Source organism: Pontibacter fetidus, assembly GCF_010119545.1.
Taxonomy (GTDB): Bacteria; Bacteroidota; Bacteroidia; order Cytophagales; family Hymenobacteraceae; genus Pontibacter; species Pontibacter fetidus.
Map to the genome: position 1 here is coordinate 191890 of NZ_JAAEAA010000003.1, position 25963 is coordinate 217852.

General features: G+C 47.1%; 16 protein-coding genes, 1 tRNA gene and 1 riboswitch. Of the genes, 10 read left to right on the forward strand and 7 right to left on the reverse strand.

Annotated features, from left to right (window positions below; all coding sequences use genetic code 11):
• The first annotated feature begins 306 nt into the window (after window positions 1-306).
• The gene (locus tag GWO68_RS03340; RefSeq protein WP_162344991.1) at window positions 307-567 is read left to right on the forward strand and encodes a hypothetical protein; all 261 of its coding nucleotides are present in this window, start codon (window positions 307-309) and stop codon (window positions 565-567) included.
• 142 nt (window positions 568-709) lie between these two features.
• Entirely contained in the window at window positions 710-1351 is a 642-nt protein-coding gene (locus tag GWO68_RS03345) for an OmpA family protein (RefSeq protein WP_162344992.1), read from the forward strand.
• Between the two features lie 212 nt (window positions 1352-1563).
• Here GWO68_RS03345 and GWO68_RS03350 read toward each other — a convergent pair whose 3' ends face one another.
• From GWO68_RS03350 to GWO68_RS03360, 3 genes are all read right to left on the reverse strand, one after another.
• The gene (locus GWO68_RS03350) at window positions 1564-2082 is read right to left on the reverse strand and encodes a transposase (protein ID WP_162344993.1); all 519 of its coding nucleotides are present in this window, start codon (window positions 2080-2082) and stop codon (window positions 1564-1566) included.
• 341 nt (window positions 2083-2423) lie between these two features.
• Window positions 2424-4802, reverse strand: coding sequence for a ribonucleoside-diphosphate reductase subunit alpha (locus tag GWO68_RS03355; RefSeq protein WP_162344994.1), 2379 nt, complete (start codon window positions 4800-4802; stop codon window positions 2424-2426).
• Between the two features lie 343 nt (window positions 4803-5145).
• Window positions 5146-6105 carry a ribonucleoside-diphosphate reductase small subunit gene (locus GWO68_RS03360; RefSeq protein ID WP_202923653.1) on the reverse strand — a complete coding sequence of 320 codons (960 nt, stop codon included), beginning with the start codon at window positions 6103-6105 and terminating at the stop codon, window positions 5146-5148.
• Between the two features lie 644 nt (window positions 6106-6749).
• On the opposite strand from GWO68_RS03360, the gene rplU reads away from it, so the two are divergent.
• The 4 genes from rplU to metF all read left to right on the forward strand — a co-directional run bounded on the left by rplU (window position 6750) and on the right by metF (window position 12781).
• Window positions 6750-7058 (forward strand): 50S ribosomal protein L21, encoded by a 309-nt coding sequence (gene rplU / locus GWO68_RS03365; protein ID WP_162344995.1) that lies wholly within the window; start codon window positions 6750-6752, stop codon window positions 7056-7058.
• Window positions 7059-7123: 65 nt separating this feature from the next.
• On the forward strand, window positions 7124-7396 hold the full coding sequence (rpmA, locus tag GWO68_RS03370; RefSeq protein ID WP_162344996.1) for a 50S ribosomal protein L27: 273 nt from the start codon (window positions 7124-7126) through the stop codon (window positions 7394-7396).
• A gap of 264 nt (window positions 7397-7660) precedes the next feature.
• Window positions 7661-7767, forward strand: a riboswitch (SAM riboswitch).
• 72 nt (window positions 7768-7839) lie between these two features.
• Window positions 7840-11556, forward strand: a complete 3717-nt coding sequence (metH, locus tag GWO68_RS03375) for a methionine synthase (protein ID WP_162344997.1) — start codon at window positions 7840-7842, stop codon at window positions 11554-11556.
• A gap of 268 nt (window positions 11557-11824) precedes the next feature.
• On the forward strand, window positions 11825-12781 hold the full coding sequence (gene metF, locus GWO68_RS03380; RefSeq protein WP_162344998.1) for a methylenetetrahydrofolate reductase [NAD(P)H]: 957 nt from the start codon (window positions 11825-11827) through the stop codon (window positions 12779-12781).
• A 61-nt stretch (window positions 12782-12842) separates the two neighbouring features.
• On the opposite strand, the gene ctlX is transcribed toward metF, so the two are convergent.
• The 4 genes from ctlX to hemW form a co-directional block, all read right to left on the reverse strand.
• Window positions 12843-13775, reverse strand: coding sequence for a citrulline utilization hydrolase CtlX (gene ctlX, locus GWO68_RS03385; RefSeq protein WP_202923654.1), 933 nt, complete (start codon window positions 13773-13775; stop codon window positions 12843-12845).
• Window positions 13776-13786: 11 nt separating this feature from the next.
• The gene (locus tag GWO68_RS03390) at window positions 13787-14557 is read right to left on the reverse strand and encodes a cyclase family protein (protein ID WP_162344999.1); all 771 of its coding nucleotides are present in this window, start codon (window positions 14555-14557) and stop codon (window positions 13787-13789) included.
• Between the two features lie 51 nt (window positions 14558-14608).
• The gene (locus GWO68_RS03395; protein WP_162345000.1) at window positions 14609-15028 is read right to left on the reverse strand and encodes a hypothetical protein; all 420 of its coding nucleotides are present in this window, start codon (window positions 15026-15028) and stop codon (window positions 14609-14611) included.
• A gap of 90 nt (window positions 15029-15118) precedes the next feature.
• A complete protein-coding gene (gene hemW / locus GWO68_RS03400; RefSeq protein WP_162345001.1) occupies window positions 15119-16246 on the reverse strand; it encodes a radical SAM family heme chaperone HemW in 1128 nt (375 codons plus the stop codon).
• A 272-nt stretch (window positions 16247-16518) separates the two neighbouring features.
• Between hemW and GWO68_RS03405 the strand changes: the two genes are divergently transcribed.
• The 4 genes from GWO68_RS03405 (at window position 16519) to GWO68_RS03425 (ending at window position 25963) form a co-directional block, all read left to right on the forward strand.
• Window positions 16519-18279 carry a BamA/TamA family outer membrane protein gene (locus tag GWO68_RS03405; RefSeq protein ID WP_162345002.1) on the forward strand — a complete coding sequence of 587 codons (1761 nt, stop codon included), beginning with the start codon at window positions 16519-16521 and terminating at the stop codon, window positions 18277-18279.
• A gap of 74 nt (window positions 18280-18353) precedes the next feature.
• A tRNA-Met gene (locus tag GWO68_RS03410) sits at window positions 18354-18426 on the forward strand.
• Window positions 18427-18618: 192 nt separating this feature from the next.
• Window positions 18619-21972 carry an endonuclease gene (locus GWO68_RS03415; RefSeq protein ID WP_162345003.1) on the forward strand — a complete coding sequence of 1118 codons (3354 nt, stop codon included), beginning with the start codon at window positions 18619-18621 and terminating at the stop codon, window positions 21970-21972.
• Between the two features lie 388 nt (window positions 21973-22360).
• Entirely contained in the window at window positions 22361-25963 is a 3603-nt protein-coding gene (locus GWO68_RS03425) for an Ig-like domain-containing protein (RefSeq protein ID WP_162345005.1), read from the forward strand.

Below are 25963 nucleotides of genomic sequence, written 5' to 3' on the forward strand. Positions count from 1 at the left end.
CAGCACCGTGCCCTTCCCCCTAAAGGTAAACCTGTTCTGCCGTAGCCTTATATGTTAGCAACTAACCGCATAACTTGTTTACCCGTAAAAGTTTTTAATTTCCCTGATTTACGCCATGTAGCCAGGTATAGCCCGATTTAAACGATGATACATACTTATTTCGAAAACGACGCTGCAAAAATAACTTTTGATGATGAGCTGCTGCTGGGGAGGTTAGTAGCACGTGGTTTTTTGAGTGGCCAATAGTTTCGGGAGGTAATTATAGCTGCGCTTAACGTACTTGAAGAGCATAAACCTCTTAGGTGGGTGGCTGATAATCGCAAACTAAGAGCCATACGGCAGGCTGACCAGGACTGGTTTTCCGAAACTGTCTTTCCGCGCCTGGCCGTTAGTTCTATCAGGCGCAATGCAACTATAGTTTCGGAAGATGTTTTTAATAAAATGGCTGTAGAGCAACTGTTAGAGCGCGCCGGAGACCTGGGTGATATGCTGTTAAAAGATTTTGAGAACGAAGAAGATGCGCTTTCCTGGGTTTGCGAACCGATTAGTATGCAAAAGCTGGGTTAGTTACACTATAGTTTGTTCGGTTTTAATGCCTGGCCGTTCCTCCCTTAAAATTATGTTACCTTATAGTTGGCTGCAAACAAGCTGTTGGCGTATTATGTGTGCGCACCTGTAGTTTGCGCACTTAATGCATAACTATAAAACTATGAAACGAACAGCACTTTGTATGGCATGTGCCATAACTATGGCTTTTACGGCCTGCAATAACGTAGACGAAAAAACTGAAGCTACTCATGATGAAGCTACTGAAGCAACCGCTGACACCGCTGTAGCTTTCGAAAACGAAAACTCTCCTGACTCTGCAGCGGATGGAACTATAGTTGACATAGATGCCAGTGGCGACGCCGACTGGAATAACCTGGACGCAGACCTGCCAACCGTAGACTGGCCCGAATTTAAAGATACCGATGTAGATGTGCGCAGCAACGACAAGTATAGCGTATATGCCTTAGGCGAAAACGTATTATTTGATACCGACAAAGCAACCATCAGGAAAAGTGCCGAAGCCAACCTGCAAAAGATAAGTGCCTCTATAGCACAGCGCAGCAAAGATGCCCCAATACGAGTGTATGGTTACACCGATGCCAAAGGCAGCGCCGGATACAACGAAGGCTTAGCCAAACAACGTGCCGAAGCTGTAAAGAACTGGTTAGTTAAGAACGGTAACATAGATGCATCACGTATTTCTGTTCACCCGGTTGGAGAGGCTAAGCCAGTAAGATCTAATGCAACAGCTGCAGGCCGCCAGCAAAACCGCCGTGTAGAAATTGCCGTGCGTAATAGCTAAGCAAGTATAAAGAGTATAGCTTGCAAAAAGGCACTTGGGAGATGTCTTGGGTGCCTTTTATTTTATAGCTCAGACGCTAGTAGGAGCTGCGCACGGTGCTAGCGTCTTTTATAGTTCGTCGTATTCAACAAGGGGAACTATACTTGCAAAGTCGGCTGCATTTTTTTTGCCCGCCGCTGTTGGTGTTTTCTCCAACAGCACTTCTGAAGAATTTAATCTAAATAATGCGTTAAGAAGCCGAAGTTATCTTTGTTGTTATGATAAAATTTGGCAGAAGAGTAAGAATAATCCTCAGGTAGAGCAGCTAATTGCCACTTCTCCTGAATTGGGTTATTATGTATATAAGCTAGCTTTTGCTCCGTAACAGCAACCGAATAGCAGTAGATTGAAAGTGGATTGCGCTCCCATAGTTGATATTGTCGGTCTTTCGCATTTACCCGGAATTTTTCCAATACTAGTGGGTGGTTTTTAACTAAATCATACTTTATCAGCTGTGCCGTATACTTTAGAAAATCCCGCTGTACATCTTCCCGCTTGTATGGTTCCTCCATTTTCCAGAGTAAGTGCAGGTGGTTTGGCATGATTACGAAAGCATAAACTTTTACCCGTTTCTGCTCTACCAGATAGCGTAAGCTATTGATGATGATTTGTTTATACTTGTCAGGCTTTAGCAGGTGCTTCCATTCAAGTATAGTAGCTGTAAAGAAGGCAATATGCTGTTGCTCATGCATCTGCTAACATACTGCTAAATATACTTTGGTGTTGTTTGGCTCTTCCCTGCTTTATTTGATGCTTTTTTCCCTCTATGCCGCTTGCCGTTGTTGGTGTTTTCACCAACAACCACTATAGGGTAGCTTATGGGACCAACCTATATTTCCTGAGGTGCGGAGTTTGTATGGCTTAGCTTCGTTGCTGGCGTTTATTTGTTGGTGAAAACACCAACAACGGCGGAAATAGAAGACGACGAACTATAGTTGCAACTATAGCCTCTCAGCACCCAAACCATAAATACAAAAAAGGGAAGCCTCGCAGCCTCCCTTTCCTGTTATCTATAGTTATACTTTATACTTTTTTACGATCCGCAAGCTTCGCAAGCGTCTGGATTGTCCAGTGAGCAGGCCATGTCGCTTCGGTTCTGGTCCTGGTTGTAAACCGGCGACAGGGTTTCGGCGGCTTGTTTCTCTACTGTAAACTTAATGGCATCTACAGCGGCTTTGGTACGCAGGTAATACATACCTGTTTTCAGGCCACGCTTCCACGCATGGAAGTGCATTGATGTCAGCTTACCGAAGTTCACGTTCATTACGTGCAGGTTCAGCGACTGGCTCTGGCAGATGTAAGCACCACGGTCGGCGCTCATATCAATTACCGTACGCTGGCTTATCTCCCAAACCGTTTTGTACAGATCCTTAATGTTCTGCGGAATGTTCGGGATATCCTGTACCGAACCGTTTGCAGCAATGATTGCATTCTTCATGTTATCATTCCACAGGCCAAGCGCGATAAGGTCTTTTAGCAGGTGCTTGTTCACCACCATAAACTCACCAGACAGCACGCGGCGTAGGTAGATGTTTGAAGTATAAGGCTCAAACGATTCGTTGTTACCCAAGATCTGTGCCGTAGAAGCTGTAGGCATAGGCGCTAATAACAGTGAGTTACGCACACCGTGCTCCATTACTTCTTTGCGCAGCTCTTCCCAGTCCCAACGGCCCGACTTAGGCGTTACACCCCACATATCGAACTGGAACTGACCTTTTGATAACGGAGAACCCGGGAAAGTTTCGTAAGCACCCTGCTTCTTAGCCAGGTCTTTAGAAGCTGTCATCGAAGCAAAGTAGATCGTCTCGAAGATATCCTCATTCAGGCGTTTAGCTTCTTCGCTCTCGAAAGGCATGCGCAGCGCAATAAAGGTATCTGCCAAACCCTGTACACCTAAACCAATAGGTCTGTGGCGCATGTTAGAGTTGCGGGCTTCCTCTACAGGGTAATAGTTAATGTCAATTACCTTGTTCAGGTTAAGCGTAACGTGGTACGTTACATCAAACAGTTTCTGGTGATCAAATATCTTATGGTTCCCGTTCTCTTTTACATAGCGTGGCAGGGCCAGCGAGGCAAGGTTACAAACAGCTACTTCGTTCTCGTCGGTGTACTCCATAATTTCGGTGCATAGGTTCGAGCTTTTTATAGTTCCCAGGTTTTGTTGGTTGCTCTTGCTGTTGGCAGCATCTTTATAAAGCATATAAGGTGTACCCGTCTCGATCTGCGACTCCAGGATATGGAACCACAGGTCCTGTGCTTTCACCGTTTTGCGGGCACGGCCTTCACGCTCGTACTTCTCATACAGACGCTCAAAATCCTGTCCCCAGCACTCAGCCAGGCCGGGTGCTTCGTTCGGGCAGAACAGGCTCCAGTCACCGTTCTCTTCCACGCGCTTCATAAACAGGTCTGGTGTCCAAAGGGCATAGAACAGGTCGCGGGCGCGGTTTTCTTCTTTACCGTGGTTCTTCTTCAGTTCCAGGAAATCAAAGATATCGGCATGCCATGGCTCCAGGTAAATGGCGAAAGCACCTTTACGCTTTCCGCCACCTTGGTCTACGTAGCGGGCCGTGTCGTTAAACACCTTCAGCATCGGGATAATACCGTTAGATGTACCGTTTGTGCCTTTAATATAAGAACCAGTAGCGCGAATGTTATGAATGCTCAGACCAATACCACCAGCGCTCTGCGAGATCTGTGCGCATTGTTTCAGGGTATCGTAAATGCCTGGTATGCTGTCGTCTTTCATGGCAAGCAGGAAGCACGAAGAAAGCTGTGGTTTAGGAGTACCGGCATTGAAAAGTGTTGGAGTTGCATGTGTAAACCACTTCTCCGACATCAGGTTGTAAGTTTCGATAGCAGACTCGATATCTTCTTTGTGTATACCAACAGCTACACGCATCAGCATATGTTGCGGGCGCTCCACAATCTTGCCATCTAAACGCAGCAGGTAAGAACGCTCTAGTGTTTTATAACCGAAGTAGTCGTAGTTATAGTCGCGGTCGTAAATTATAGTTGAGTCAAGGGTAGCGGCGTGCTTACGGATGATCTCATAAACGTCTTTAGCCAGCAGCGATGCATTTTCACCGGTTTTAGGGTCGGTGTAAGTATACAGGCGCTTCATTGTATTAGAGAACGACTTGCTGGTAACCTTGTGCAGGTTTGAGATCGCAATGCGTGCTGCCAGTACCGCATAATCCGGGTGCTTGGTAGTAAGCGATGCGGCAGTTTCAGCGGCCAGGTTATCCAGCTCTACAGTGGTAACGCCATCGTAAATACCATCAATTACCTTTTTGGCAACTTCAATCGGCGATACATAATCAGCATGTAAGCCATAGCACAGCTTCTCAATTCGGGCTGTGATCTTGTCGAATTTAACGGATTCGCGCCGGCCGTCTCTTTTAACAACTAACATAGTGGTATACAATTAGCGAGGTTAAAGGCCTCGGGTGTTTAACAGATATATTTTGGAAGCCACTGCCTGTGCAGTAAGCATTAAATATTTAAAGTATAAGATACAGTCAGCTAATACGCGGAGTGGTATAAGCCGTTGCAATACAATAGTTTATAGGTAAAGCCAAATGCTTCTACTATATAGTAGGGATGAGATTCCCTGTTAGGTGGCGCAATGGCCAGTTTGGTACCGGTTCAGACGAGCTTTTATACTTTAGCTGATGGCCGGTAAAGTGTAAGTATAGTTAAGCGGCATCAGGAGTGTAGTCCCTTTGCCACTTAAATATATAGAAGTTCTGATATTATTAAAAGTCTTCGTCCAGCGAAAAAACATTTTTATCAGAGCCACCCAGTACGCCGGCTTTCTGGTACTCGCCCACGCGCTTTTCGAAGAAGTTTGTTTTGCCCTGCAGCGAGATCATTTCCATAAAGTCGAATGGGTTGGCTGCGTTGTAGATCTTGTTGTAACCAAGTGCTACTAACAGGCGGTCAGCTACGAACTCAATATACTGGCTCATCAGCTTGGCATTCATTCCTATCAGGTCAACCGGCAATGCATCAGTTACAAACTCCTGCTCTATAGTTACTGCATCACGGATAATATCGTGCACGCGGCTTTCAGGCAGTTTATTAACCAGCATAGAGTACAACAGGCAGGCAAAATCGCAGTGCAAGCCTTCGTCGCGGCTGATAAGTTCGTTAGAGAAGGTTAAGCCTGGCATTAAACCACGCTTCTTCATCCAGAAAATAGAGCAGAACGAGCCAGAGAAGAAAATTCCTTCCACGGCAGCAAACGCGATCAGGCGTTCTGTAAAGTTCTCGCTCTCGATCCATTTAAGTGCCCACTCGCCTTTTTTGGCAACGGCAGGCACGTTCTCAAGTGCGTTAAACAGGAAGTCTTTCTCGCTTTGCTTTTTTACATACGTATCTATAAGGAGCGAATAGGTTTCGGCGTGGATATTCTCCATCATGATCTGGAAACCATAGAAACAACGCGCTTCCGGTATCTGCACTTCGTTCATGAAGTTAACAGCCAGGTTCTCGTTCACAATACCATCTGAGGCGGCAAAGAACGCCAACACGTGGCTAATGAAGTGACGTTCGCCATCGTTCAGGTTTTCCCAGTCTTTCAGGTCTTGACTCAGGTCAATCTCTTCAGCAGTCCAGAAGCTGGCCTCGGCCTTTTTATACATTTGCCATACTTCATCGTGCTGTATCGGGAACAGTACAAAGCGGTTCGGGTTCTCTTGTAGTATTGGCTCCATAATCTTGTAAATAAGCGTTTTATTGGTTGAAGGGGTAAGCCGTTTAGCTTAGAAAACACCCCGATGTAATTTATAGGTATAGGTCGGTGCCGAACAGGCATCCGGTAATATCGTGACTTCAAATATAGACAAATGAACTTGAAAGTGGGGGCTAAAGTTGTTCAATTTATGCACAAATTAGTAAGTAGTTGTTGCTGTGTTATTTACAAGGAAATTAACATCGTTATGCACATAGTGTTTATACTATATTAGCATGTTAACATATTGTTATCAAACTATAAATAATGTGTTAAGTGCAATGTTTTTAGGCTTTATAGTGTTTAAACAAGTTGTTTGGCGCTTCAGGTAAAATAAAAGTGCAAAAGATGTTATTTAGTGCCAGGCAAAAAATGGGTCTAACGGGAAGGTAAAAATTGTTTTGTGGATAAGTGTGGAAAAGTGTTTTTGTCGCAACTGTTTGCCTGTTATGTTGTTATGGCCTTTTTGTGAGGGTGTGATAAGCTGTGAGTGATGTTTCAACAGTGTTATCCACAGTGTGTAAAATTGCGGCTATAGTTGCAGAACATTTTAAATGACAAGTGTTTGCATATTTAATTTAAGCACCGTACTTTTGCAGACTAAATTTTAAACATACATTGAAGCTGATGTACGCAATTGTAGAAATCGCAGGTCAACAGACCAAAGTAGAGAGCGGTAAGTTCGTCTACGCTAACAAGCTTTCCGGCAATGAAGGTGACGCCGTTGAGTTCGCCAATGTTCTTCTTACAGATGATAACGGTACCATTACTCTTGGTGCTCCTTTCGTAAGCGGTGTTAAAGTGGTTGGTAAAATCCTTGGCAACGTGAGAGGCGAGAAAGTTCGCATTTTCAAGAAGAAGAGAAGAAAAGGGTATAGAAAGTCGAGAGGTTATCGTTCTGACTATACGAAAGTTCTGATCGAGAGCATTGGATAAGCAGTAAGAGGAAATTTATCGTAGAACCATTTCGGGCCTCGGGCCTGATTAAATAGTAAAACAAAATGGCACACAAAAAAGGAGCTGGTAGTTCTAACAACGGTCGTGAGTCGCACTCAAAACGACTGGGCGTTAAGATTTATGGTGGCCAGGACATCATTGCTGGTAACATCATTGTAAGACAAAGAGGTACAGCGCACCACCCAAGCAAAAACGTAGGTATCGGTAAAGACCATACTTTGTTTGCACTGGTTGACGGTGTTGTAGAATTCAAGAAAGGTAAGAAAAACCGTTCTTACGTTTCTGTAATTCCTAACGCAGTAGAAGCTGAGGCTTAATTCGTTAGCTTACAAAAACAAAAGGAAGGGATGCCGCAAGGTGTCCCTTTTTTATTTCAGCAAACTATAAACTATAGTTTAACAACCCACGTATAATAAACTAAGAAAGAGTTATAGTTAATACAATTAAACTCTTTTTAGGAAAGGGACACTTTATGTGTCCTTTTCTGTTTTATGGCCATTCCCTCTATAAATTCACAACTATAGTTATATTCTAATGAAACAAAAATTGGCGTTTTGCCGATAAGTGTAGTAACTTGCAGCTTCTTATCAAGAAAGACCGAGGGAAAGGGCCCTGTGACGTCTTAGCAACCTTGGCAAACTTGGTGCTAACTCCCTTCCGGAAGCGTGCTGTCCGGAAAAGATAAGATAGTCCATCCTTTACTTCGGGTGTCCTTTCTTGATGAGCGGTAGCAAAAAGCAAGCGAGAGAAGGATACCAACATGAAAAAGAACAACCATCCCATTTACAGTTTATTAAAAGAGCGCGTGCTGGTGCTCGATGGCGCCATGGGCACCATGATTCAGCGTTACCAGCTTTCAGAAGCCGATTTCCGTGGCGAGCGTTTCAAAGATCATCCATCCGACCTGAAAGGCAACAACGACCTGCTTTCCATTACCCGCCCGGATATTATCAAAGCCATTCATACAGAGTACCTGGAAGCTGGTGCCGATATTATTGAAACCAACACCTTCAGCGGTACAACTATAGCCATGGCCGATTATGCGCTGGAGCATATCGTGTATGAGCTGAACTATGAATCGGCGAAGATAGCCCGTGAAGCTGCTGATGAAATAGAAGCCAAAGATCCTTCCCATAAACGATTTGTAGCTGGTGCCATTGGCCCGACCAACCGTACCGCTTCGCTTTCACCGGATGTAAACAACCCGGGTTACCGCGCTATAACTTTTGACCAACTGGTAGAGGCCTACTATGAGCAGGTGCGTGGTTTGGTAGATGGTGGTTCTGACTTGCTATTAGTAGAAACGGTGTTTGATACCTTGAACTGTAAGGCAGCCCTATTTGCGATACAGCAGTTTGTGAATGATGGTGGTAAAGAACTGCCGATCATGATCTCCGGAACTATAACCGATGCCAGTGGTCGAACCTTATCCGGCCAGACAGTAGAGGCCTTCTACAATTCTATCTCGCATGCGCCAATCCTGAGCGTAGGTTTTAACTGTGCCCTTGGTGCCCGCCAGCTGAAAACACACATCCAGGAACTGTCCAGAATATCGGATTGCTATATTAGTGCTTATCCGAATGCCGGCCTGCCGAATGCGTTTGGCGGCTACGACGAAACAGCCCAGCAAATGGGTGCTATAGTTGAAGAATATCTTAAGGAGGGTCTGGTAAATATATTGGGTGGTTGTTGTGGGACTACGCCTGTTCATACTAAAGTAATTGCAGACCTAGTGCGAAAGTATAAACCGCATGTTCCTACCCCGGTTGCCCCACTTCCACGCTACAGCGGCCTCGAACCACTAACTATAACCCCAGAAAGCCTTTTTGTAAATGTCGGTGAACGCACCAATGTAACCGGCTCAAAAATGTTTGCGCGGCTTATTGTAAATGGTCAGTTTGAAGAAGCTTTGACCGTTGCCAGACAGCAGGTAGAAGGTGGTGCGCAGATCATAGACGTGAACATGGACGAAGGCATGCTCGATTCAGAGCAGGCTATGACCAACTTCCTGAACCTGATCGCCTCTGAACCCGACATTGCTAAACTGCCAATCATGATCGACTCTTCGAAATGGAGCGTAATTGAAGCTGGCTTGAAATGTGTGCAGGGCAAATCTATAGTTAACTCCATCAGCCTAAAAGAAGGGGAAGAAGCCTTTAAGAAAGTAGCTCGCAAAGTACGCCAGTATGGTGCGGCTGTAGTAGTGATGGCTTTTGACGAAACAGGTCAGGCTGACACGTTGGAGCGTCGGAAAGAAATCTGCGAACGCTCATACCGCATTCTGGTAGATGAAGTAGGCTTCCCGCCGCAGGACATCATTTTCGACCCGAACATACTGGCCATTGCTACCGGTATAGAAGAGCATAACAACTATGCCGTAGATTTTATAGAAGTAGTAAAGTGGATTAAAGCGAACCTGCCGCACGCACTAATCAGTGGTGGGGTAAGTAACCTTTCGTTCTCATTCCGTGGGAATGATCTAGTGCGTGAAGCGATGCATACCGTGTTTTTATACTATGCCGTGCATGCCGGTATGGACATGGGTATCGTGAATGCCGGTATGCTGGGTGTTTACAGCGAAATACCAACCGAGCTGCTCGATCTGATCGAAGACGTGATCTTTAACCGCCACCCGGATGCTACCGAAAAGCTGGTAACCTACGCTGAAACGATAAAAGGCAAAGGCAAAACAGCCACTGCAGCCGACACCGCCTGGCGTGATGCACCAGTAAAAGAGCGTTTGGAGCATGCGCTGGTGCGTGGTATAGTTGATTACATAGAAGAAGATACGGAAGTAGCCCGGCAGGAAGCAGTAAAAACCCTGGACGTGATTGAAGGGCCATTGATGGCAGGTATGACTGTAGTTGGGGACTTATTTGGTGCAGGTAAAATGTTTCTGCCGCAGGTAGTAAAAAGCGCCCGTGTGATGAAGAAATCGGTGGCCTACCTGTTGCCGTTTATGGAGCAGGAAAAGCTGGCTGGCGATACGTCTAAATCTACAGCAGGAACCATACTGATGGCTACCGTTAAAGGCGACGTACACGACATTGGTAAAAATATAGTTGGCGTAGTGCTGGCCTGTAACAACTATGAAGTAATAGACCTGGGCGTGATGGTACAGCTGGATAAGATACTATCAGAAGCCGAAGCGCATAAAGTAGATATCATTGGCTTAAGTGGTTTGATCACGCCATCACTGGACGAAATGGTGTATGTAGCGCAGGAAATGGAACGCCGTGGTATGAAAATTCCGCTACTGATTGGTGGGGCTACTACCTCGCGGGTACATACCGCCGTTAAGATTGCGCCACAATATAGCGGGCCGGTAGTGCATGTGCACGATGCATCGCGCAGCGTAACGGTGGTAAGCAGCCTGTTAAGTAGTGAACGGGATGCGTACATTGCCGAGATCAAAGCAGAATATGATAAGCTGCGCGAAGATCACTTTGGGCGCATCAAAGAGCGTGCTTTTGCAACTATAGAAGAAGCCCGCGCCAACAAGTATAAAGTAGATTGGAATACAACCCAGCCAACCAAGCCAAGCTTTATTGGTAACAAAACATACAAGAATTACCCGTTATCGGAGATTGTGCCTTACATCGACTGGACGCCGTTCTTCCATGCATGGGAACTTAAGCGACAGTACCCGAAAATCCTGAACGACCCTGAGTTAGGCGCAGAAGCAACCAAACTGTTTAACGATGCACAGGCGATGCTACAGGAGATTGTAGATAAGCAATTACTGGAAGCGCGCGCTGTGGTTGGTTTTTACCCTGCCAACGTGGAAGCCGATGATACGATTGAAGTATACACCGATGATTCACGTGAAAACGTGCTGACCGAATTCCATACCTTAAGGCAACAGGGCAAGAAGGGTGCAAATGTACCAAACCTGGCTTTCTCTGATTTCCTGGCGCCCAAAGAAACCGGCGTAAAGGATTATATTGGTGGCTTTGTGGTGTCGGCTGGTTTTGGCATTGAGCAATTGCTGGAGAAATACCAGGCAGACCACGACGACTATAAATCCATTATGGTAAAAGCCCTGGCTGACAGGCTGGCAGAAGCTTTTGCTGAGCTGATGCACGCTAAAGTTAGAAAAGAACTATGGGGCTATGCACCGGATGAAAACCTGACCAATGAAGACCTGATCAAAGAGAACTATAAAGGCATTCGACCTGCGCCAGGCTACCCTGGCTGCCCGGACCATACCGAAAAGATCACGCTGTTTAATTTGCTGGATGCGGAGAGATCGTCTGGGGTTATACTTACCGAGAACCTGGCCATGTACCCGACCGCAGCGGTGAGCGGTTTATACTTCTCGCATCCGGAGTCTAAATATTTTGGCTTGGGTAAAATAGGCGAAGACCAGGTGGCCGACATTGCGCAGCGTAAGGGTATGGCAAAAGAAGAACTGGAACGCTGGTTATCGCCGAACCTGAACTATGACCCGAAGCCTGTAGCACAGCAGGCGGTGTGATCAAACCACCCCTAGACCCTCCTTGTCTAAGGAGGGGAACTTCGGCATTACTCTTATAAAGTATAAGATTTTTAGTAACTGCTTAACCTCCCTTCCACTAAGATCCTTTCAGGATGACAAAAAGGAGAAACAGAAGCTATTGGTATCGCAGTTGAAGTAGTAAGTAAAAATTCCCCGCCTTAGACAAGGAGGGGTTAGGGGTGGTTGGACCCGGCGCTGCAAAACCAGCCATGTAACAATTTAACCATCTAACAATTTACCAAATAAATTGAAAGTAACAGACCACTTCAAAAATGCGAATGGCAAAACGCTGTTCACTTTTGAAATACTGCCTCCGCTGAAAGGCGAGAACATGCGCACCCTATTCAACCACATCGACCCGCTGATGGAGTTTAATCCACCGTTTATTGATGTAACCTACCACCGGGAAGAATATGTGTACAAGCAGCGCGAAAATGGCCTTTTAGAGAAAATAACCACACGCAAGCGCCCGGGAACGGTAGGTATTTGTGCGGCTATCCAGAACAACTATAAAGTAGATACGGTGCCACACCTGATTTGCGGAGGCTTTAACAAAGAGGAAACCGAAAACGCGCTGATAGACCTGCATTTTTTAGGCATAGACAATGTATTGGTACTGCGTGGCGACTGCGTGAAAAGCGAACAACGTTTTGTGCCGGAGCCGGGCGGGCACCATTATGCAACCGAACTGATAGGGCAAGTGGTGAACATGAACTGCGGACGTTACCTGGACGAGGAACAGGTGTACAATAGTGGCACAGATTTTTGCATTGGGGTAGCTGGTTACCCGGAGAAGCACTTTGAAGCGCCAAACCAGAAATCGGATTTGCGGTGGCTGAAGAAGAAAGTAGAACTGGGTGCAGAATACATTGTAACACAAATGTTTTTCGATAACCAGAAGTATTTTGATTTTGTGAACCGTTGCCGCGAAGAAGGTATAAATGTGCCAATCATTCCGGGGCTAAAGCCAATGACTACCAAATCGCAGCTAACCTTATTGCCAAGCCTATTCCATATTGAGGTGCCATGCGAACTGGCCGACGCGATTGAAGATTGCGCCGACAACAAAGCAGCTGCACAAGTAGGCATAGAATGGGCTATTAAGCAATCAAGGGAGCTGATGGAATTTGGGGTGCCGTGCCTGCATTACTACTCGATGGGCAAATCAGAATCGGTTAGAAAAGTAGCTGAGGCTCTATTTTAAACTACACACCTACAAACAACTAAACTGCTTGGGGCCGGGGCTAATGCTCCGGCTTTTAAGTTTATAGGTGTTCGGGCCTGAATAGCTCAGCTATCATGCAGCGTACGCTACCGCCGCCACATTGCTCTATCAGGTGTATCGGCAAGTGCAGCAAGTAGTTGTTTTGCCTTTTGAGTTTGGTAAGCTGCTCATCGGTAAGCGAACGAAAAGCCGCTTCTGACATTACCAGTAGCGTTTCGTTTTGCTTGTTACGCAGCTGCAGCATGTTTCCGGCAAAATGGTAGTGCGTTTGCGTAGCGGTAAGTTCGATGATCTCTTTGCCGGTGCTTTCCAGTTGCTGGCGCAGCTTCTCTTTGTCCTGTGCATCCACTACATCCATACCAACTATAGCAAAGCTTTCGCCTAAGCACATCATAACGTTGGTGTGGTAAATAAGCTCGTTTGTGGGGCCATAAGCACGGAAAGTAACAGGCCTGTAGTTTAACTTGTTGCAAAACTCCTGTAGTGGTTCCAGTTCAGTGCGCGGCGATAAAGCGGCGTAGGCAATTTTGTTTACCCGGTCCAGAATCATACTGCCGGTACCCTCCAGAAACTTCGGCTCAGGTAGATTTTCGAAATGCTCCAGATGCACATGTTCCTTGTAACTATAGTTCTCTTTCAGGAAATCGGTAATATCCTGCCGGCGCTCTTGGCGACGATTAGCCGGTGCCATCGGGTAGGTTACCAATTCACCACTCTGGTGTGTCGAGAACCAGTTGTTCGGGAAGATAGAGTCCGGGGTGCGGGAGTTTTCTACATCCCGGATCACATTTACTTCAACACCCGCTTCTATTAAGTGCTGCACCATCTTCCTGAACTCCTGCAACGCCCTGTTCTGAACTTCCGCTGGTGTTAAGCCCTCGGCCTGCTGCTGGAATTTGTTTGTCTCGGCTGCATCCGGGTTATAGCCAAAACTGGTAGGCTCGATCATCAGAATAGTGTCGGTAGTCTGCATTATAACTCAAACTATAGTTGCGGAAATACTGGTGATAAACTATAAAGCACAGGTTTACTTGGGCTGGCGTCTAATTGCAGGCTTGCTATCTGCAGATTAAGTAAGTATAGACCGTCGGCAATATGAGTTGGTACATAGATGAGTTCGGTAATGGTAGCACCACAGCGGGTGTTTTTCGGATATTGCCAGAACGCGTGGTGGCATAAAAGCTTGCCTTCATCCAGTTCGCGGTCTACAGAGGGTAAGTCTAAAAGTAAATGCTGCACGCCTTTCTCTGCCAGGTACTGACCTATAGTATGCTCCAGGTAAGGCGGGTTGGAGCCGGAATAATGACGCGTAAGTTTAGCATCTGTATTTGGTAACGTACGAAGTATAACTGCCTCACATTTTATACCATCTAATTGCTTTTTTACATCTTCCAGTAGCACCACTCCATCGCCATTTTGCTGTTTTTGCGGAGCTATAGTTATAACTTGGGCAACAAATAAAAAGCGCTTCAGGCAGTTGTGGATAGTGGCATGCTCGTCTGCAGAAATGTGACCGTAGCACTCGGTGTGGGTGCCGTTGCCGTGTGGGGTTACGTGTACGCGTTTATAGTTGGTGCTGCCGCCTTCCGCCACGCTCCCTACAAAATCCCCTACTCTTATCACGTCAAACTGAACCGGCTCTGCCCAGAAGCACTCGGGTTGTGGCTCACGGTTATGCAACGGCATCGAAATATCCAGCGGTTGCAGCGGGTTAAAAGTATAGGTTTGGTCGTGGTAGGTAATGGTGGCTTCCATAGTTGGCGGACTTTTAGACAAGTATAGCAGAAAATCCTCAAACTATAGTTGCTATTCTTCCAGCAGCCAGCGCACGGCTTCTTCTTCCGAGGCAAAATCCTGGATGTCGTAATTAAGCGAGCCGGTTGCATCTGCCCTTGCCACCACCGACGCCAGCGCTAGTTTTTTAAAGAGGTTATCGGGCATAACGCGGGCCATCTTTTTGAGTGCTGTAGCCGAAAACAAACTATAGTAAGTATTAGAAAGCCAGTCTTTGGTTTCGGGACCAAGTATAGACACCAGTTGTGAATTAACCAGCACCTTTTCGGCCTTTTTGGTGGCAATAGTATGGTACGCCTCCATTGCCTCAGACTGAAACTGCGCATCAGTTAAGGGGCGCAACCATTCCGTCCTGACAAAGCTAAGGCTGTCGGCAACTTCAATTTTAAGACCATCAGATTTGTAAACCGTAGTCAGCGGGAGCGTCTGCATTTATAGGTACGTATTTGGCAACACTACCCTGTACGGAAACTATAACCGAATGTGTACTGCCACAATAAAGTTTAACCAGTCTTTATAAAGTTACTCCATAAACAGGTCCAGCGTGATCTGGTCGGCGAGCAGTTTGCCTTTGTCGGTTAGGTGCAATACATTGTTTTGTATGGTGGCCAGTTCTTTTTGCTGTAGTTGCTGCAAGTATAGGTGGTGTGTAGCCAGCACATCGTAGTTATACTTGTTGCGGAGTTGGTTAAGGTCGCAGCCCCAGATCGTGCGAAGCGTGGTAAGCAGATAATCGTTGGCCTGGTCAGCTATAGTTAGCTCTTCTATTACGGTAGGGATAAGCTGCTGGCTGATGGCCTCGGTATATTTGCGGTTGTTGGCAACATTGTATTGCCTGCTGTGTCCGTTAAAAGAATGTGCACTTGGCCCTACGCCCAGGTAATGCACGCTGCGCCAGTAGTTGCTGTTGTGCCTCGATTCGTAGCCCGGTTGGCAGAAGTTGGAAATCTCGTACTGTACAAAGCCATGCTGCGCCATCTGGTCCAGTAAAATCTCGAACTGTTGTGCTGTAAAATCATCTTCTGAAGGTATAAACTTACCTTTTTTGCTCCAGCGGCCCAGCGCGGTATCAGGTTCTATAGTTAGTGCATAGCACGATACATGCTGCACCTTAAGCGCAAAAAGCGTTCTTAGATCCTGTAACCAGATGCTGTGATCCGGCGCCGGAATACCGTAAATTAAATCAACGGTAATGTTGCTGAAGCCGGCAGCCTGGGCATCTTTTACGCACTGTAAACTTTCGGTAGCGTTGTGGGCACGGTTCATCATGCGCAGGTGCGGCTCATGGAAACTTTGCAAACCTATACTTAAGCGGTTAATGCCGGCGGCTTTCAACTCCTGTAGTTTTGCTGGTTTCAGGTCGTCGGGGTTAGCTTCCAGGGTAATTTCAGCATCATCCGAAACTATAGCTAATGATCTTATAGTTTGCAGTAACAACTCCAGCTCTGCCTGGGTAAGCAACGAAGGGGTGCCGCCGCCAAAGTAAATGGTTTCTATTTGCTGGCCCTGCAGGTAATCTTTCCGGAGCTCCAGTTCGCGGGCAATGGCAGCTATAGTTGCCGTTTTGTGCCCCATACTGGTACTGAAATGGAAATCGCAGTAATGGCAGGCTTGTTTGCAGAACGGGATATGTAGGTAAATTCCGGCCAAGGGTTAATTGCTAAATTGTTGGATTATAAATTGTTGATGAACTATAAATCTGTAAAACAGAACCCGTTACATTTGTATAATTGCAATGATTATCAGATAACGTAAATCATCCCTTGCCCCCTTCAAAGGGACTTTCCCGAATTACGTAAAACTATAGTTAGAATTACGCATTGTGAGTGTCCCCCTTTGAAGGGGGCAAGGGGGATCAGCTTAGGAGATCATCTATAGCTAAACAATTTAGCCGTTAAACAATTCAACTAGTAATAACACAAATGTATAAAATAGCTGCCGTAGTTTGGTGTTTGCTTTTGTGGCTGCCGTTGGCACAGGCCCAATCGCAACCTGCTGCGCCGGCACAGCCCAATGTTATACTGCGTATTCATGCCACCCCCGAAGATGCTCCAAGACTACGCAACTATAGTTACCAAAGCACCCACCCAGATTCTGTAGAGGCCAGCGAAGAAGTGAAAAACCTGGTGTACCAGATGCAGCAGGATGCTTATTTGCTCACATCAGCCGACAGCCTGTATATGCGCAACGACACGCTTCACGTGAAACTATACATTGGCCAGCGGTTTGAGTATGCCAGTTTGCGGAACGGTAACTTAAGCGAAGGTATTTTGATAGAGTCCGGGCTCAGGGAGAAATTTTACCGCAATGTGCCCTTTAAGCCCGCCGAGTATGTAAAACTGCAACAGCGCATACTGGATTATGCCGAGCGCAACGGCTACCCCTTTGCCAGTGTGTGGCTGGATACCATAACTATAAAAGACAATAAAATTGAGGCTGCCCTGATGGTAGAAAAAGCTTTTATAGTTACCTATGACTCGGTGCAGGTGATGGGTGGTAGTAAAACAAAGCCAAAATTTTTGATGCGCTACCTGCAACTATACCCCGGCCAGCCTTATAACCAGGACCAGATAGAGGCTACCCAGCGCATGCTTACCCAGTTGCCTTATATACGCGTTACCAGGCCGCCACAGGTACGTTTCGCCCGCGACAAGGCAAGGGTATATTATTTTCTGGAGGATAGGCAAGCAAACCAGGTGGATGGTGTAGTGGGCTTTTTACCTGACCCTACCCGCAAAGACAAACTACTGATAACTGGCGAGGCCAACCTGAATATCCGGAATATTAAAGGCACAGGCAAAAGTGTGGCTTTGCAGTGGCGGCGCGTAAATAAAGGCTCGGTAATACTAAATGGCGAATACCTGCACCCCAACCTGTTAGGTACGCCGTTTGAGCTGGGCACGCGTTTTAATTTACTTAAGCAGGACTCGTCGTTTATAACCATACAGCCGCGCCTACAATTGGGCTACTATACCTTAAAGTATGGCAAGTTTACTGTTTACGGCGAGTGGCGCAACTCCCGCATATTGGGCGATGCCAGCAACCAAAGCCTGCGCAATTTAGACCTGGCCGATGCCCGCACAACCACCTATGGCTTTAACTACCTTTGGAACAACCTCGACGATTTTTACTTTCCGAGGCGTGGCCGTTTGGTAGAACTGGAACTGGCAGCTGGTACTAAAAATCTGCTGCGCAACCCTGCCCTCGAGAAAAGCTTTTACGATACCCTGGATATGCGCACCTCACAATTGCGGTTAGGCCTACGTGCCGAAAACTTTTTCAGGTTAAGTAAAAACAGTGCCCTGCTGGCCCGGTTACAAGGAAATGCCTTGCTCAACGACCAGATCTTCCTGAACGACATGTACCGCTTAGGTGGGCTTACTTCTATCCGGGGTTTCGACGATTATTTCTTTTATGCCTCTTCTTACGCCATCGGAACTATAGAATACCGCCTGTTTACGGCTTCCGACTCATACGTGCTACTTTTCTATGACCAGGCCTACTACCGCAGCGACCTGGAGAAATCTAAAGCAAGCGGTTGGCCGTCGGGGTTGGGTGGCGGAATTAGTTTTAGCACCGGCGCCGGAATTTTTCAGCTAGTGTATTCCGTTGGACGCTCTGAGCAACAGCCACTTTCGCTTAAATACTCTAAAATACACTTCGGGGTAACCAGCAAATTTTAACTTTTTTTGACCTTTTTAGGTATAATCCCTTGCAAGGTAAGTTTAGATGTACTACTTTTGTAACACAATAACAGTGCGGGATGGAGCAGTTGGTAGCTCGTTGGGCTCATAACCCAAAGGTCACAGGTTCGAGTCCTGTTCCCGCTACCTAATAAGAAGCCTGATTCAGAAATGAGTCAGGCTTCTTTGTTTTATAGTTACCTGCCAAACTATAAATAGCTGATAATCATCTGCAAACTTGGATTTTTACAGTAAGTTAGCCTTTTCTTAATATACTGACGATGTGATAAATCTTCTTTAATAAAGTACCTTTGCGGCATCAACCCTTAGTTACTTTTCATGAAGAGAATTTTACTCGCTTTCAGTATTTTGCTGTCTGCTACGCTACAGCTTGTAGCACAAACGGCCCCACCCTCCAACCTTTCGGGAGAAGAATTAAAAGCCTGGCTGCGTACCAACTGGTATGATGGCAAACGTGTTGTGTTAAGTTACGATGCAGCACGTGGCAAAATGTATAACTATGTAGATAACTATGATAGCAAGGTAACCTGCGTTTACTCTGGCTATCAGGAAGCAAAGCCTTACAGCGAAAGCAATACATCTACGAGTATGGCCAACATTAACTGTGAGCATACGGTGCCGCAGTCGTGGTTTAACGAAGTGGTGCGCATGCGCTCCGATATACATCACCTCTTCCCGACTGTAATACAATGGAACAGCGACCGTGGCAGCGATCCGTTTGCTGAAATACCTGACAACCAGACCACAAAGTGGATGCGTGGTACAAGCTCACAGAGTACAATTCCGACTTCTAACATAGATGAGTATAGCGAAGATACCAATACCCAGTTTGAGCCCCGCGAAGACCACAAAGGCAACCTGGCCCGTTCGGTATTTTATTTCTACACCATGCACGCCGGCCAGAGTTTTGACAGCGGCAAAGGGGTGATCTCGGCAGTGGCAGATATAAATACCCTTTACCAGTGGCATATTAAAGACCCTGTTGATGACCGCGAACGCGAGCGTAACCGCCGTGTAGAGATAGCGCAAGGTAACCGTAACCCATATATCGATTACCCGGAACTGGTAGCCAAAGCCTGGGGGCTGGCACCAGTAAACTGCTCTCCTGCCACCCAGATCAGCAACCTTAGCGTTTCTCAGAAAACTACATCAACTATAACTTTAAACTGGGCAAACGGCTCCGGCGACAGAAGACTTATAGTTGTGAAAGAAGGCAGCGCGGTAAACTTTACGCCAACCGGATCTTATAACGGTATTAATTCCGATTTTACGGCTGCCACAGACCAGGGCAACGGCCAGCGTATCGTTTATTATAACAGCGGCAACAGCGTAACTATAACCGGCCTTAAAGCAAACACTACCTATTATGTGCAGGCTTTTGAGTCGTGTGCAACAGGCAATACCTATAATACAACCAGTGCGCCAACTATAAATGCAACCACTCCGGATTACGCCTGCACAGGTACACCAACTGCTGCTACAGCACTTGCATCAGCTAACATTGCACAAAACGGTTTTACCCTTAACTGGACCAATGGCTCCGGCGATGGCAGAATAGTAGTGATCCGTAAAGATGAAGCTCCGGCATTTGTGCCTGTAGCGGGTACGACTTACAACAGCGCTTCGGCAAACTATAGCTTGGCAGCGTCTTTAGCTGATGGCAGCAAACTGGTATACAGCGGCACAGGCAATAATGTGGCCATTACAGGTTTGCAGGCTGGCAGTTTATACTTTGTGAAGGTATACGAAAGCTGCTCTAATGGCAACCAGTACGAAACAGCCGCCGCACAAACATTAGCAGTTACAACTACAGCAGCCAGCAGCACACCTGTAGGCGATGGCAATGTGTTGGTGATGCAGGATTTTAACGGAACGGCTAACGATGGCTGGGTAGTTACATCTGGTTTCGACGACACCAAAATATCAGCTTTAAACACTGGTTACCCGGATGGGCAGCGTTTAAGAAGTGGAAAAAGCTTACAGATTACCGCAGCAGCTACAGCCCACACGTTAGAACTAAGCGACGTAAATGTTACAGGTAAGCAGGATGTGTACCTGCAACTTTATAACTCATCTGTAGCAACTACCTCAGGTAACGGTATCGAGAATTCAGATTTGTTTGAAGTATATGTAGCCCTGAACGGTGCAGATTACAGCGCAACTCCTGAGATTAAGATTACCGGTACTACCACATCAAACAACATACAGTATGGCATGAACGGTACGGCAACTATAACTACAGCAGCCGGCACGCCTGTCGAAAAGATTTTCTCAGAAACAGGTGCACTTCCTGTTGATAAGGCGCCGTCCATACTTCGTGTAACTATACCAAACGGTACTACCTCAGTAAAAGCAAAGCTTGTAATTAAAGCAAACAGCGATAAAGAGATTTGGAATGTGGATGATATAGCCTTGTTAAGCGCTGCTGCAACTACCCCAACTGACTGCGATGAGTTTGCTTTGGAAGGCCATGCAGGTGAGAGCAAAACATTTTATACGGGCCAGTCGGTAACGATAGGTGCCGAAGCAAAGGAAGGTTATAGTTATAGTTGGTCTCCTGTGGCAGGTTTGTCTGATGCTACAGCAGCAAACCCAACACTTACATTAACCACGCCAGGCACCTATGTATACACCGTTACAGCAACTAAAAACGGTTGCGCATCTACTGCCCAGGTAACCCTTACCGTACAGGCACTTGCAGCACCGGTGGTTGCTGATGTCGCAATCTGCTCTGGCCAGTCTGCTACGTTAGAAGTTTCTAATCTGGATCCTGTAATGGTTTACAACTGGTACCAATCGGAAACATCAAATATTGCGGTAGGCAGAGGAGGTGTTTATTATACAGGCCAGCTTACAGCAACAAGATCTTATTACGTAGAAGCGGTAAATCCAGAAGGTATTGCAAGCACTCGCACAAAAGTAAAGGTAACTGTAGGTGGTCCGGTAGCTGTAGCACTAACAGGCCCAACTACTGCTTGTGCCGGCGAAACTATAACTTACACATCAGCAGTTCAGGGAGGCGTAACCAACTATACATGGTCAGTACCTGCAAACTGGACGATCGTAGCTGGTGCCGGAACAGCAACTATAACCGTAAAGGCAACCGGTAACTCTGGTAATGTGACACTTAACGTAGCCAACAATTGCGGCGAAAGCAAAACTACAGCCTATGCGGTAACTATAAATGAAGTGCCTGCCAAAGCGGTTATCACGCAGACAGGTAACCAGCTTACAGCAAGCACTACCGGCACAACGTATGAGTGGAAAAAAGACGGTATAACTATAGCAGATGCCAAAACGCAAACTATAACTATAACTGAAGCCGGCAACTATACAGTAAGTGTGGTGGGTGCAGGTAACTGTGCGTCGGTTGTATCTGATGTGTTTGCGGCAACTTTACAGCCAACAGCTATAGAAGATGAAATAGCAGCAGGTGTAGTGGTAGCGCCAAACCCGGCTCGCGGCAAATTCAGCATCACGACAGAAGAACAGTTGCAGCACGCAGAAATTGTTATCACCAACCTGTTGGGTAGTGTTGTTTACCGCACTTCAATGGCCGTGCTAAACGACAAACTTGAGGTAGATCTGAGCAAGCTTCCGGCTGGTTTATACCTGGTGCAGTTGCAGGCTAAAAAGATCAGGTTGGTGCGTAAAGTGCTTCTGACAAAATAACCATAATAATTTATACTTACCGAAGGCCCTGCAGCTAACCTGCAGGGCCTTTTTGCGTTTATATGCTGTACGCCAGACTTTTTATACTTGCTTACCCTTTTTTGGCGTTTTTTAAGTACGTTTTGTAAATATCAAAGCTGTTGTGCAACCTTTTAGGGCATTTTGCATTAGAGGTAGGTTCGGTGGTGTGCGTATTGCCGGCAGCTAAAACTGGTGCCGGGTATAAGGCCTCCATCTGATACTGAAGCTATACTTTTAAACTGCTTTGTGCAGCAAACGAGATGGCTCCGTAGCTACTAACCACGTACCCGGAGAGATATACCTAATGGTAGCTGGCCATTGCAGCGCAGTGGCATAGCTGGGAGTTCACCCTTTTAAACCTGACTTGATGCGCTTACCTTTATTAACGCACATTTACTGGCCCCTGCTTTTACTGTGCCTGCTGTTTTCGAAAACCGCTGTTGCCCAGACCCAGCCCGCATGCCAGGTAACTATAGATGCAGAAGGTTCATCCTCACTCTGCCAGGGCGAGTCTGTTACCTTACGGGCTGTATCATCAAACCAGCTTTCTTCTTTCCAGTGGTTTTTAAACGGTGCGCCCCTAGCAGGCCAAACCAATGCTACCATTTCGGTAAGTATAGCCGGGGATTATACCGTGCGGGTGTCAGGTGCGACTTGCCAGGCTGCAACGTCTACACCATTTCAGGTAACAGTAAGTCCTAGGCCGGCTAATCCCAGCTTTTTAGTAACCCCAACTACAACACAATGTGCCGGTACACCGCTTGCGTTTCAGGTAAATGCACCGCAGCCCGACATTTTTTATACCTGGATTTTTGGAGATGGTGGTTCGGCAAAAGGCGATTCGGTAGGCCACACCTACACCGATAAAGGAATAAACTTTGCAAACTATAATGTAAAAGTAATTGCGACCAGCGCGCAGGGCTGCCAGTCCGATACCGTAACGCAGCAGGTGCGTGTAGCCCGTATGCCCGAAGCAGCTTTTGCAGATAGCTCCGATTTTCAGACCTGTTTGCCCGATACTATAGAAGATGACGAAATTAAGGTCTTCGCTTACATCGAAAATAAAACCGTAGAACCTTACTTATCTGATATCCGAACTTATATAGTGAACTGGGGCGATGGGGGCCCGGATGTACAGTATACCCGCAACGAATTCCCGATCAAAAATCCCAACCCTTATACAAAAGTTGGCGACTACCCGATAACTATACGCGCTGTTGCCAGCAACGGCTGCGAGTTTGTATTTGAGCAGAACTACAATGTAAGCAAAGAACCGAAAGCCAATTTTACGCTCAGTAAGCAGCCTGCAGCAACACCATCGTCCTGTTTGCCGGTTATAGTTGCGCTGGGTGATAGCTCTACCGGTGGCAACCTTACCTACAAATGGACTGTGCAGCCGAGTACAGGCTTTACCATAGAGTTTGGTGGCCTCGATCAGGATACCCTCTCGCTGTTATTTACTGAAAGCGGTATTTACCAGATAGAACTTATAGTTGAAAATGGCTGCGACGATGATACCACTTCTCAATCGGTGGTTGTGGGCTGGCCACAGGTGCAGCTTCCTCCTGATACAACCTCCTGCGGGCCGATAGACTTTAAGTATACAACAGGTGCTATTCCGGGTACAGGTAACGTATTTGTAGACCCGAACCTGGGCAAAATAAAAACAGCCGTCTGGACAGTGGTAGGCCCCACAGGCGGCACCCGCACGCTCAGCGGGCAAAACCAGACCATACGCTTTACTGAAGAAGGCGTGCACGAGGTCACGCTCACCGTCGAGAACGAATGCGGCTCTTCTGAAGAACTGGCAGGTACTTTCCCGGTAGTGCAGCGGATAACGATATTGCCAATCCCCGAAGCCCCAACTATACAGGATATTACCGTTTGTAGCGGCGACTCTGTTACGCTGGAGCCAACCGGCCCGGGCGGCAACTATAACTTTTACGATGCTGCAGGAACCTTGCTCTCTACAGGGCCAAGCTATACGACCACGGGCATTACCCAAACCACCGATTTTACGGTAGAAACAATAGGCGATAACGACTGCCCGAGTGAGCGCGTGCCGGTAAAAGTAACCGTAGTGCCGCCGCTTGCCAACAACACCATACAAGGCGACCAGAGCCTTTGCCAGGGCGATGCGCCTGCGCCCTTAACCGGCAGCACTCCTACCGGCGGTACTGGCGGCGGCTACATCTATACTTGGCTAAGCAGCACCTCTGGTCCGGATGGCGGATTTGTGCCGGCAGCGGGTGTAAACAACGATGTAAACTATACACCACAACCGTTAATCCAGCGCACCTGGTTCAGAAGACTGATAACGGTAGCCAGCTGTTCCCCAGATACCAGTAATGCCGTGTTGGTAAACGCAGTGCCAAAGATTCAGAATAATACTATTTCGGCAGCGCAGGATATTTGCGAAGGTCAACAACCGGCTACTTTGGTAGGCACGCGTGTAACGGGCGGCGATGGTGCTGTATATGAGTTCAGATGGGAGGTAAGTACCGAAGGCCCAGGAACAGGCTTTGTGCCAGCACCTGGCAATAATACCAGCGAGAACTATAGCCCGGGTGTACTAACACAAGCTTCCTGGTTCAGGCGGGTAGTAACGTCGGCGGGTTGTGTGGTTTTCTCAGAGCCTGTGATGATCGACATTGTGCCACCATTAGATAACAATACCATTGCCTCTGCACAAACCATCTGCGCGGGCAGTACGCCGACCCCGCTTACAGGTTCTGCGCCAACGGGCGGTTCGGGGCCGTATACTTACCTCTGGGAAAGCAGCATTACCAGTGCTACCGGTGGTTTCTCGCCGGCTGCAGGTACCAACAACGGGCAAAGCTACACACCGGGCAACTTAAAAGTAAATACTTGGTTCCGGAGAACAGTAACCTCGCAAGGCTGCGAAGCCGATGTAAGTGAAGCCATACTTATAACCGTTAACCAGGCTGTAACCAACAACAGTATTGGGGCGCCACAAACCATCTGCGCCGGCGACGTGCCGGCAGCGTTAACAGGTACTACGCCTAACGGGGGCAGTGGCACTTATACATATCTGTGGCAAAGCAGCATTTCTGGTCCTGATTCCGGTTTTGGGTCGGCGGCCGGCACGAATACCGGTATAAACTATACGCCACAGGCGCTTACACAAAATACGTGGTTCAGGAGAGTAGTAGATTCGCAAGGGTGTAAAACAACTTCAGAGCCTGTACTTATCACCGTAAACCCGCGGCCATCGCCACCTATACTTACCGTGAAAGATGCCACAACCTGCCCCGGAGGCTCGGCTACCTTATCTATTCAGAACCCGAACGGAGGAATATATCAATGGTTTGCCGATGCTACCGGTGGAGAGCCGGTCTTTGAGGGACCTGTGTTCCGGACTCCGAACTTAACGCAGCCAACCACCTATTATGTGGAGGCTGTTAATACCAATGGTTGCTCCAGCGCAACCCGCACCACAGTAGCTGTGCGTATTGTAGAGCCGGTAGCAGATGCAGGCCAGGATGTAACAATTATACAAGGCAAAACCGTGGAGCTGCGGGCAACAGGTGGCGATACCTATGTTTGGGAGCCGGCTGAGAGTTTAAGCAATCCGAATGTGGCCAACCCAGTGGCCAGACCGAACGAGACCACCACCTACCGTGTAACAGTGAGTACTGAAGAAGGCTGTACCGCTACCGATGAAGTAACTATAACTGTTATTCCGGCTATAGTTGTACCCAACGCCTTTACCCCGAACCGCGACAACGTGAACGAAGTCTGGGAGATCCAGAACATCGAGAATTACCCGGATGTGCGTGTAGAGATATTTAACCGCTGGGGCAATATCGTGTTTACTTCCAATGGCTACGGTACCCCCTGGGATGGCACTCTGAACGGCGAAGACCTGCCGGTGGCAACTTACTACTACATGATTTACCTTAACAAGTCAGAGAAACCTATCTCGGGCAACGTTACCATTATCCGATAA

What these genes read in the sequence shown, in the direction of transcription:
- GWO68_RS03355 (WP_162344994.1), bottom strand. Translation starts at nt 4,802, where the DNA reads ATGTTAGTTGTTAAAAGAGACGGCCGGCGCGAATCCGTTAAATTCGAC.
- metH (WP_162344997.1), top strand. Translation starts at nt 7,840, where the DNA reads ATGAAAAAGAACAACCATCCCATTTACAGTTTATTAAAAGAGCGCGTG.
- GWO68_RS03350 (WP_162344993.1), bottom strand. Translation starts at nt 2,082, where the DNA reads ATGCATGAGCAACAGCATATTGCCTTCTTTACAGCTACTATACTTGAA.
- ctlX (WP_202923654.1), bottom strand. Translation starts at nt 13,775, where the DNA reads ATGCAGACTACCGACACTATTCTGATGATCGAGCCTACCAGTTTTGGC.
- GWO68_RS03345 (WP_162344992.1), top strand. Translation starts at nt 710, where the DNA reads ATGAAACGAACAGCACTTTGTATGGCATGTGCCATAACTATGGCTTTT.
- GWO68_RS03405 (WP_162345002.1), top strand. Translation starts at nt 16,519, where the DNA reads ATGTATAAAATAGCTGCCGTAGTTTGGTGTTTGCTTTTGTGGCTGCCG.
- rplU (WP_162344995.1), top strand. Translation starts at nt 6,750, where the DNA reads ATGTACGCAATTGTAGAAATCGCAGGTCAACAGACCAAAGTAGAGAGC.
- GWO68_RS03395 (WP_162345000.1), bottom strand. Translation starts at nt 15,028, where the DNA reads ATGCAGACGCTCCCGCTGACTACGGTTTACAAATCTGATGGTCTTAAA.
- GWO68_RS03425 (WP_162345005.1), top strand. Translation starts at nt 22,361, where the DNA reads ATGCGCTTACCTTTATTAACGCACATTTACTGGCCCCTGCTTTTACTG.
- GWO68_RS03415 (WP_162345003.1), top strand. Translation starts at nt 18,619, where the DNA reads ATGAAGAGAATTTTACTCGCTTTCAGTATTTTGCTGTCTGCTACGCTA.
- GWO68_RS03360 (WP_202923653.1), bottom strand. Translation starts at nt 6,105, where the DNA reads ATGGAGCCAATACTACAAGAGAACCCGAACCGCTTTGTACTGTTCCCG.
- rpmA (WP_162344996.1), top strand. Translation starts at nt 7,124, where the DNA reads ATGGCACACAAAAAAGGAGCTGGTAGTTCTAACAACGGTCGTGAGTCG.
- GWO68_RS03390 (WP_162344999.1), bottom strand. Translation starts at nt 14,557, where the DNA reads ATGGAAGCCACCATTACCTACCACGACCAAACCTATACTTTTAACCCG.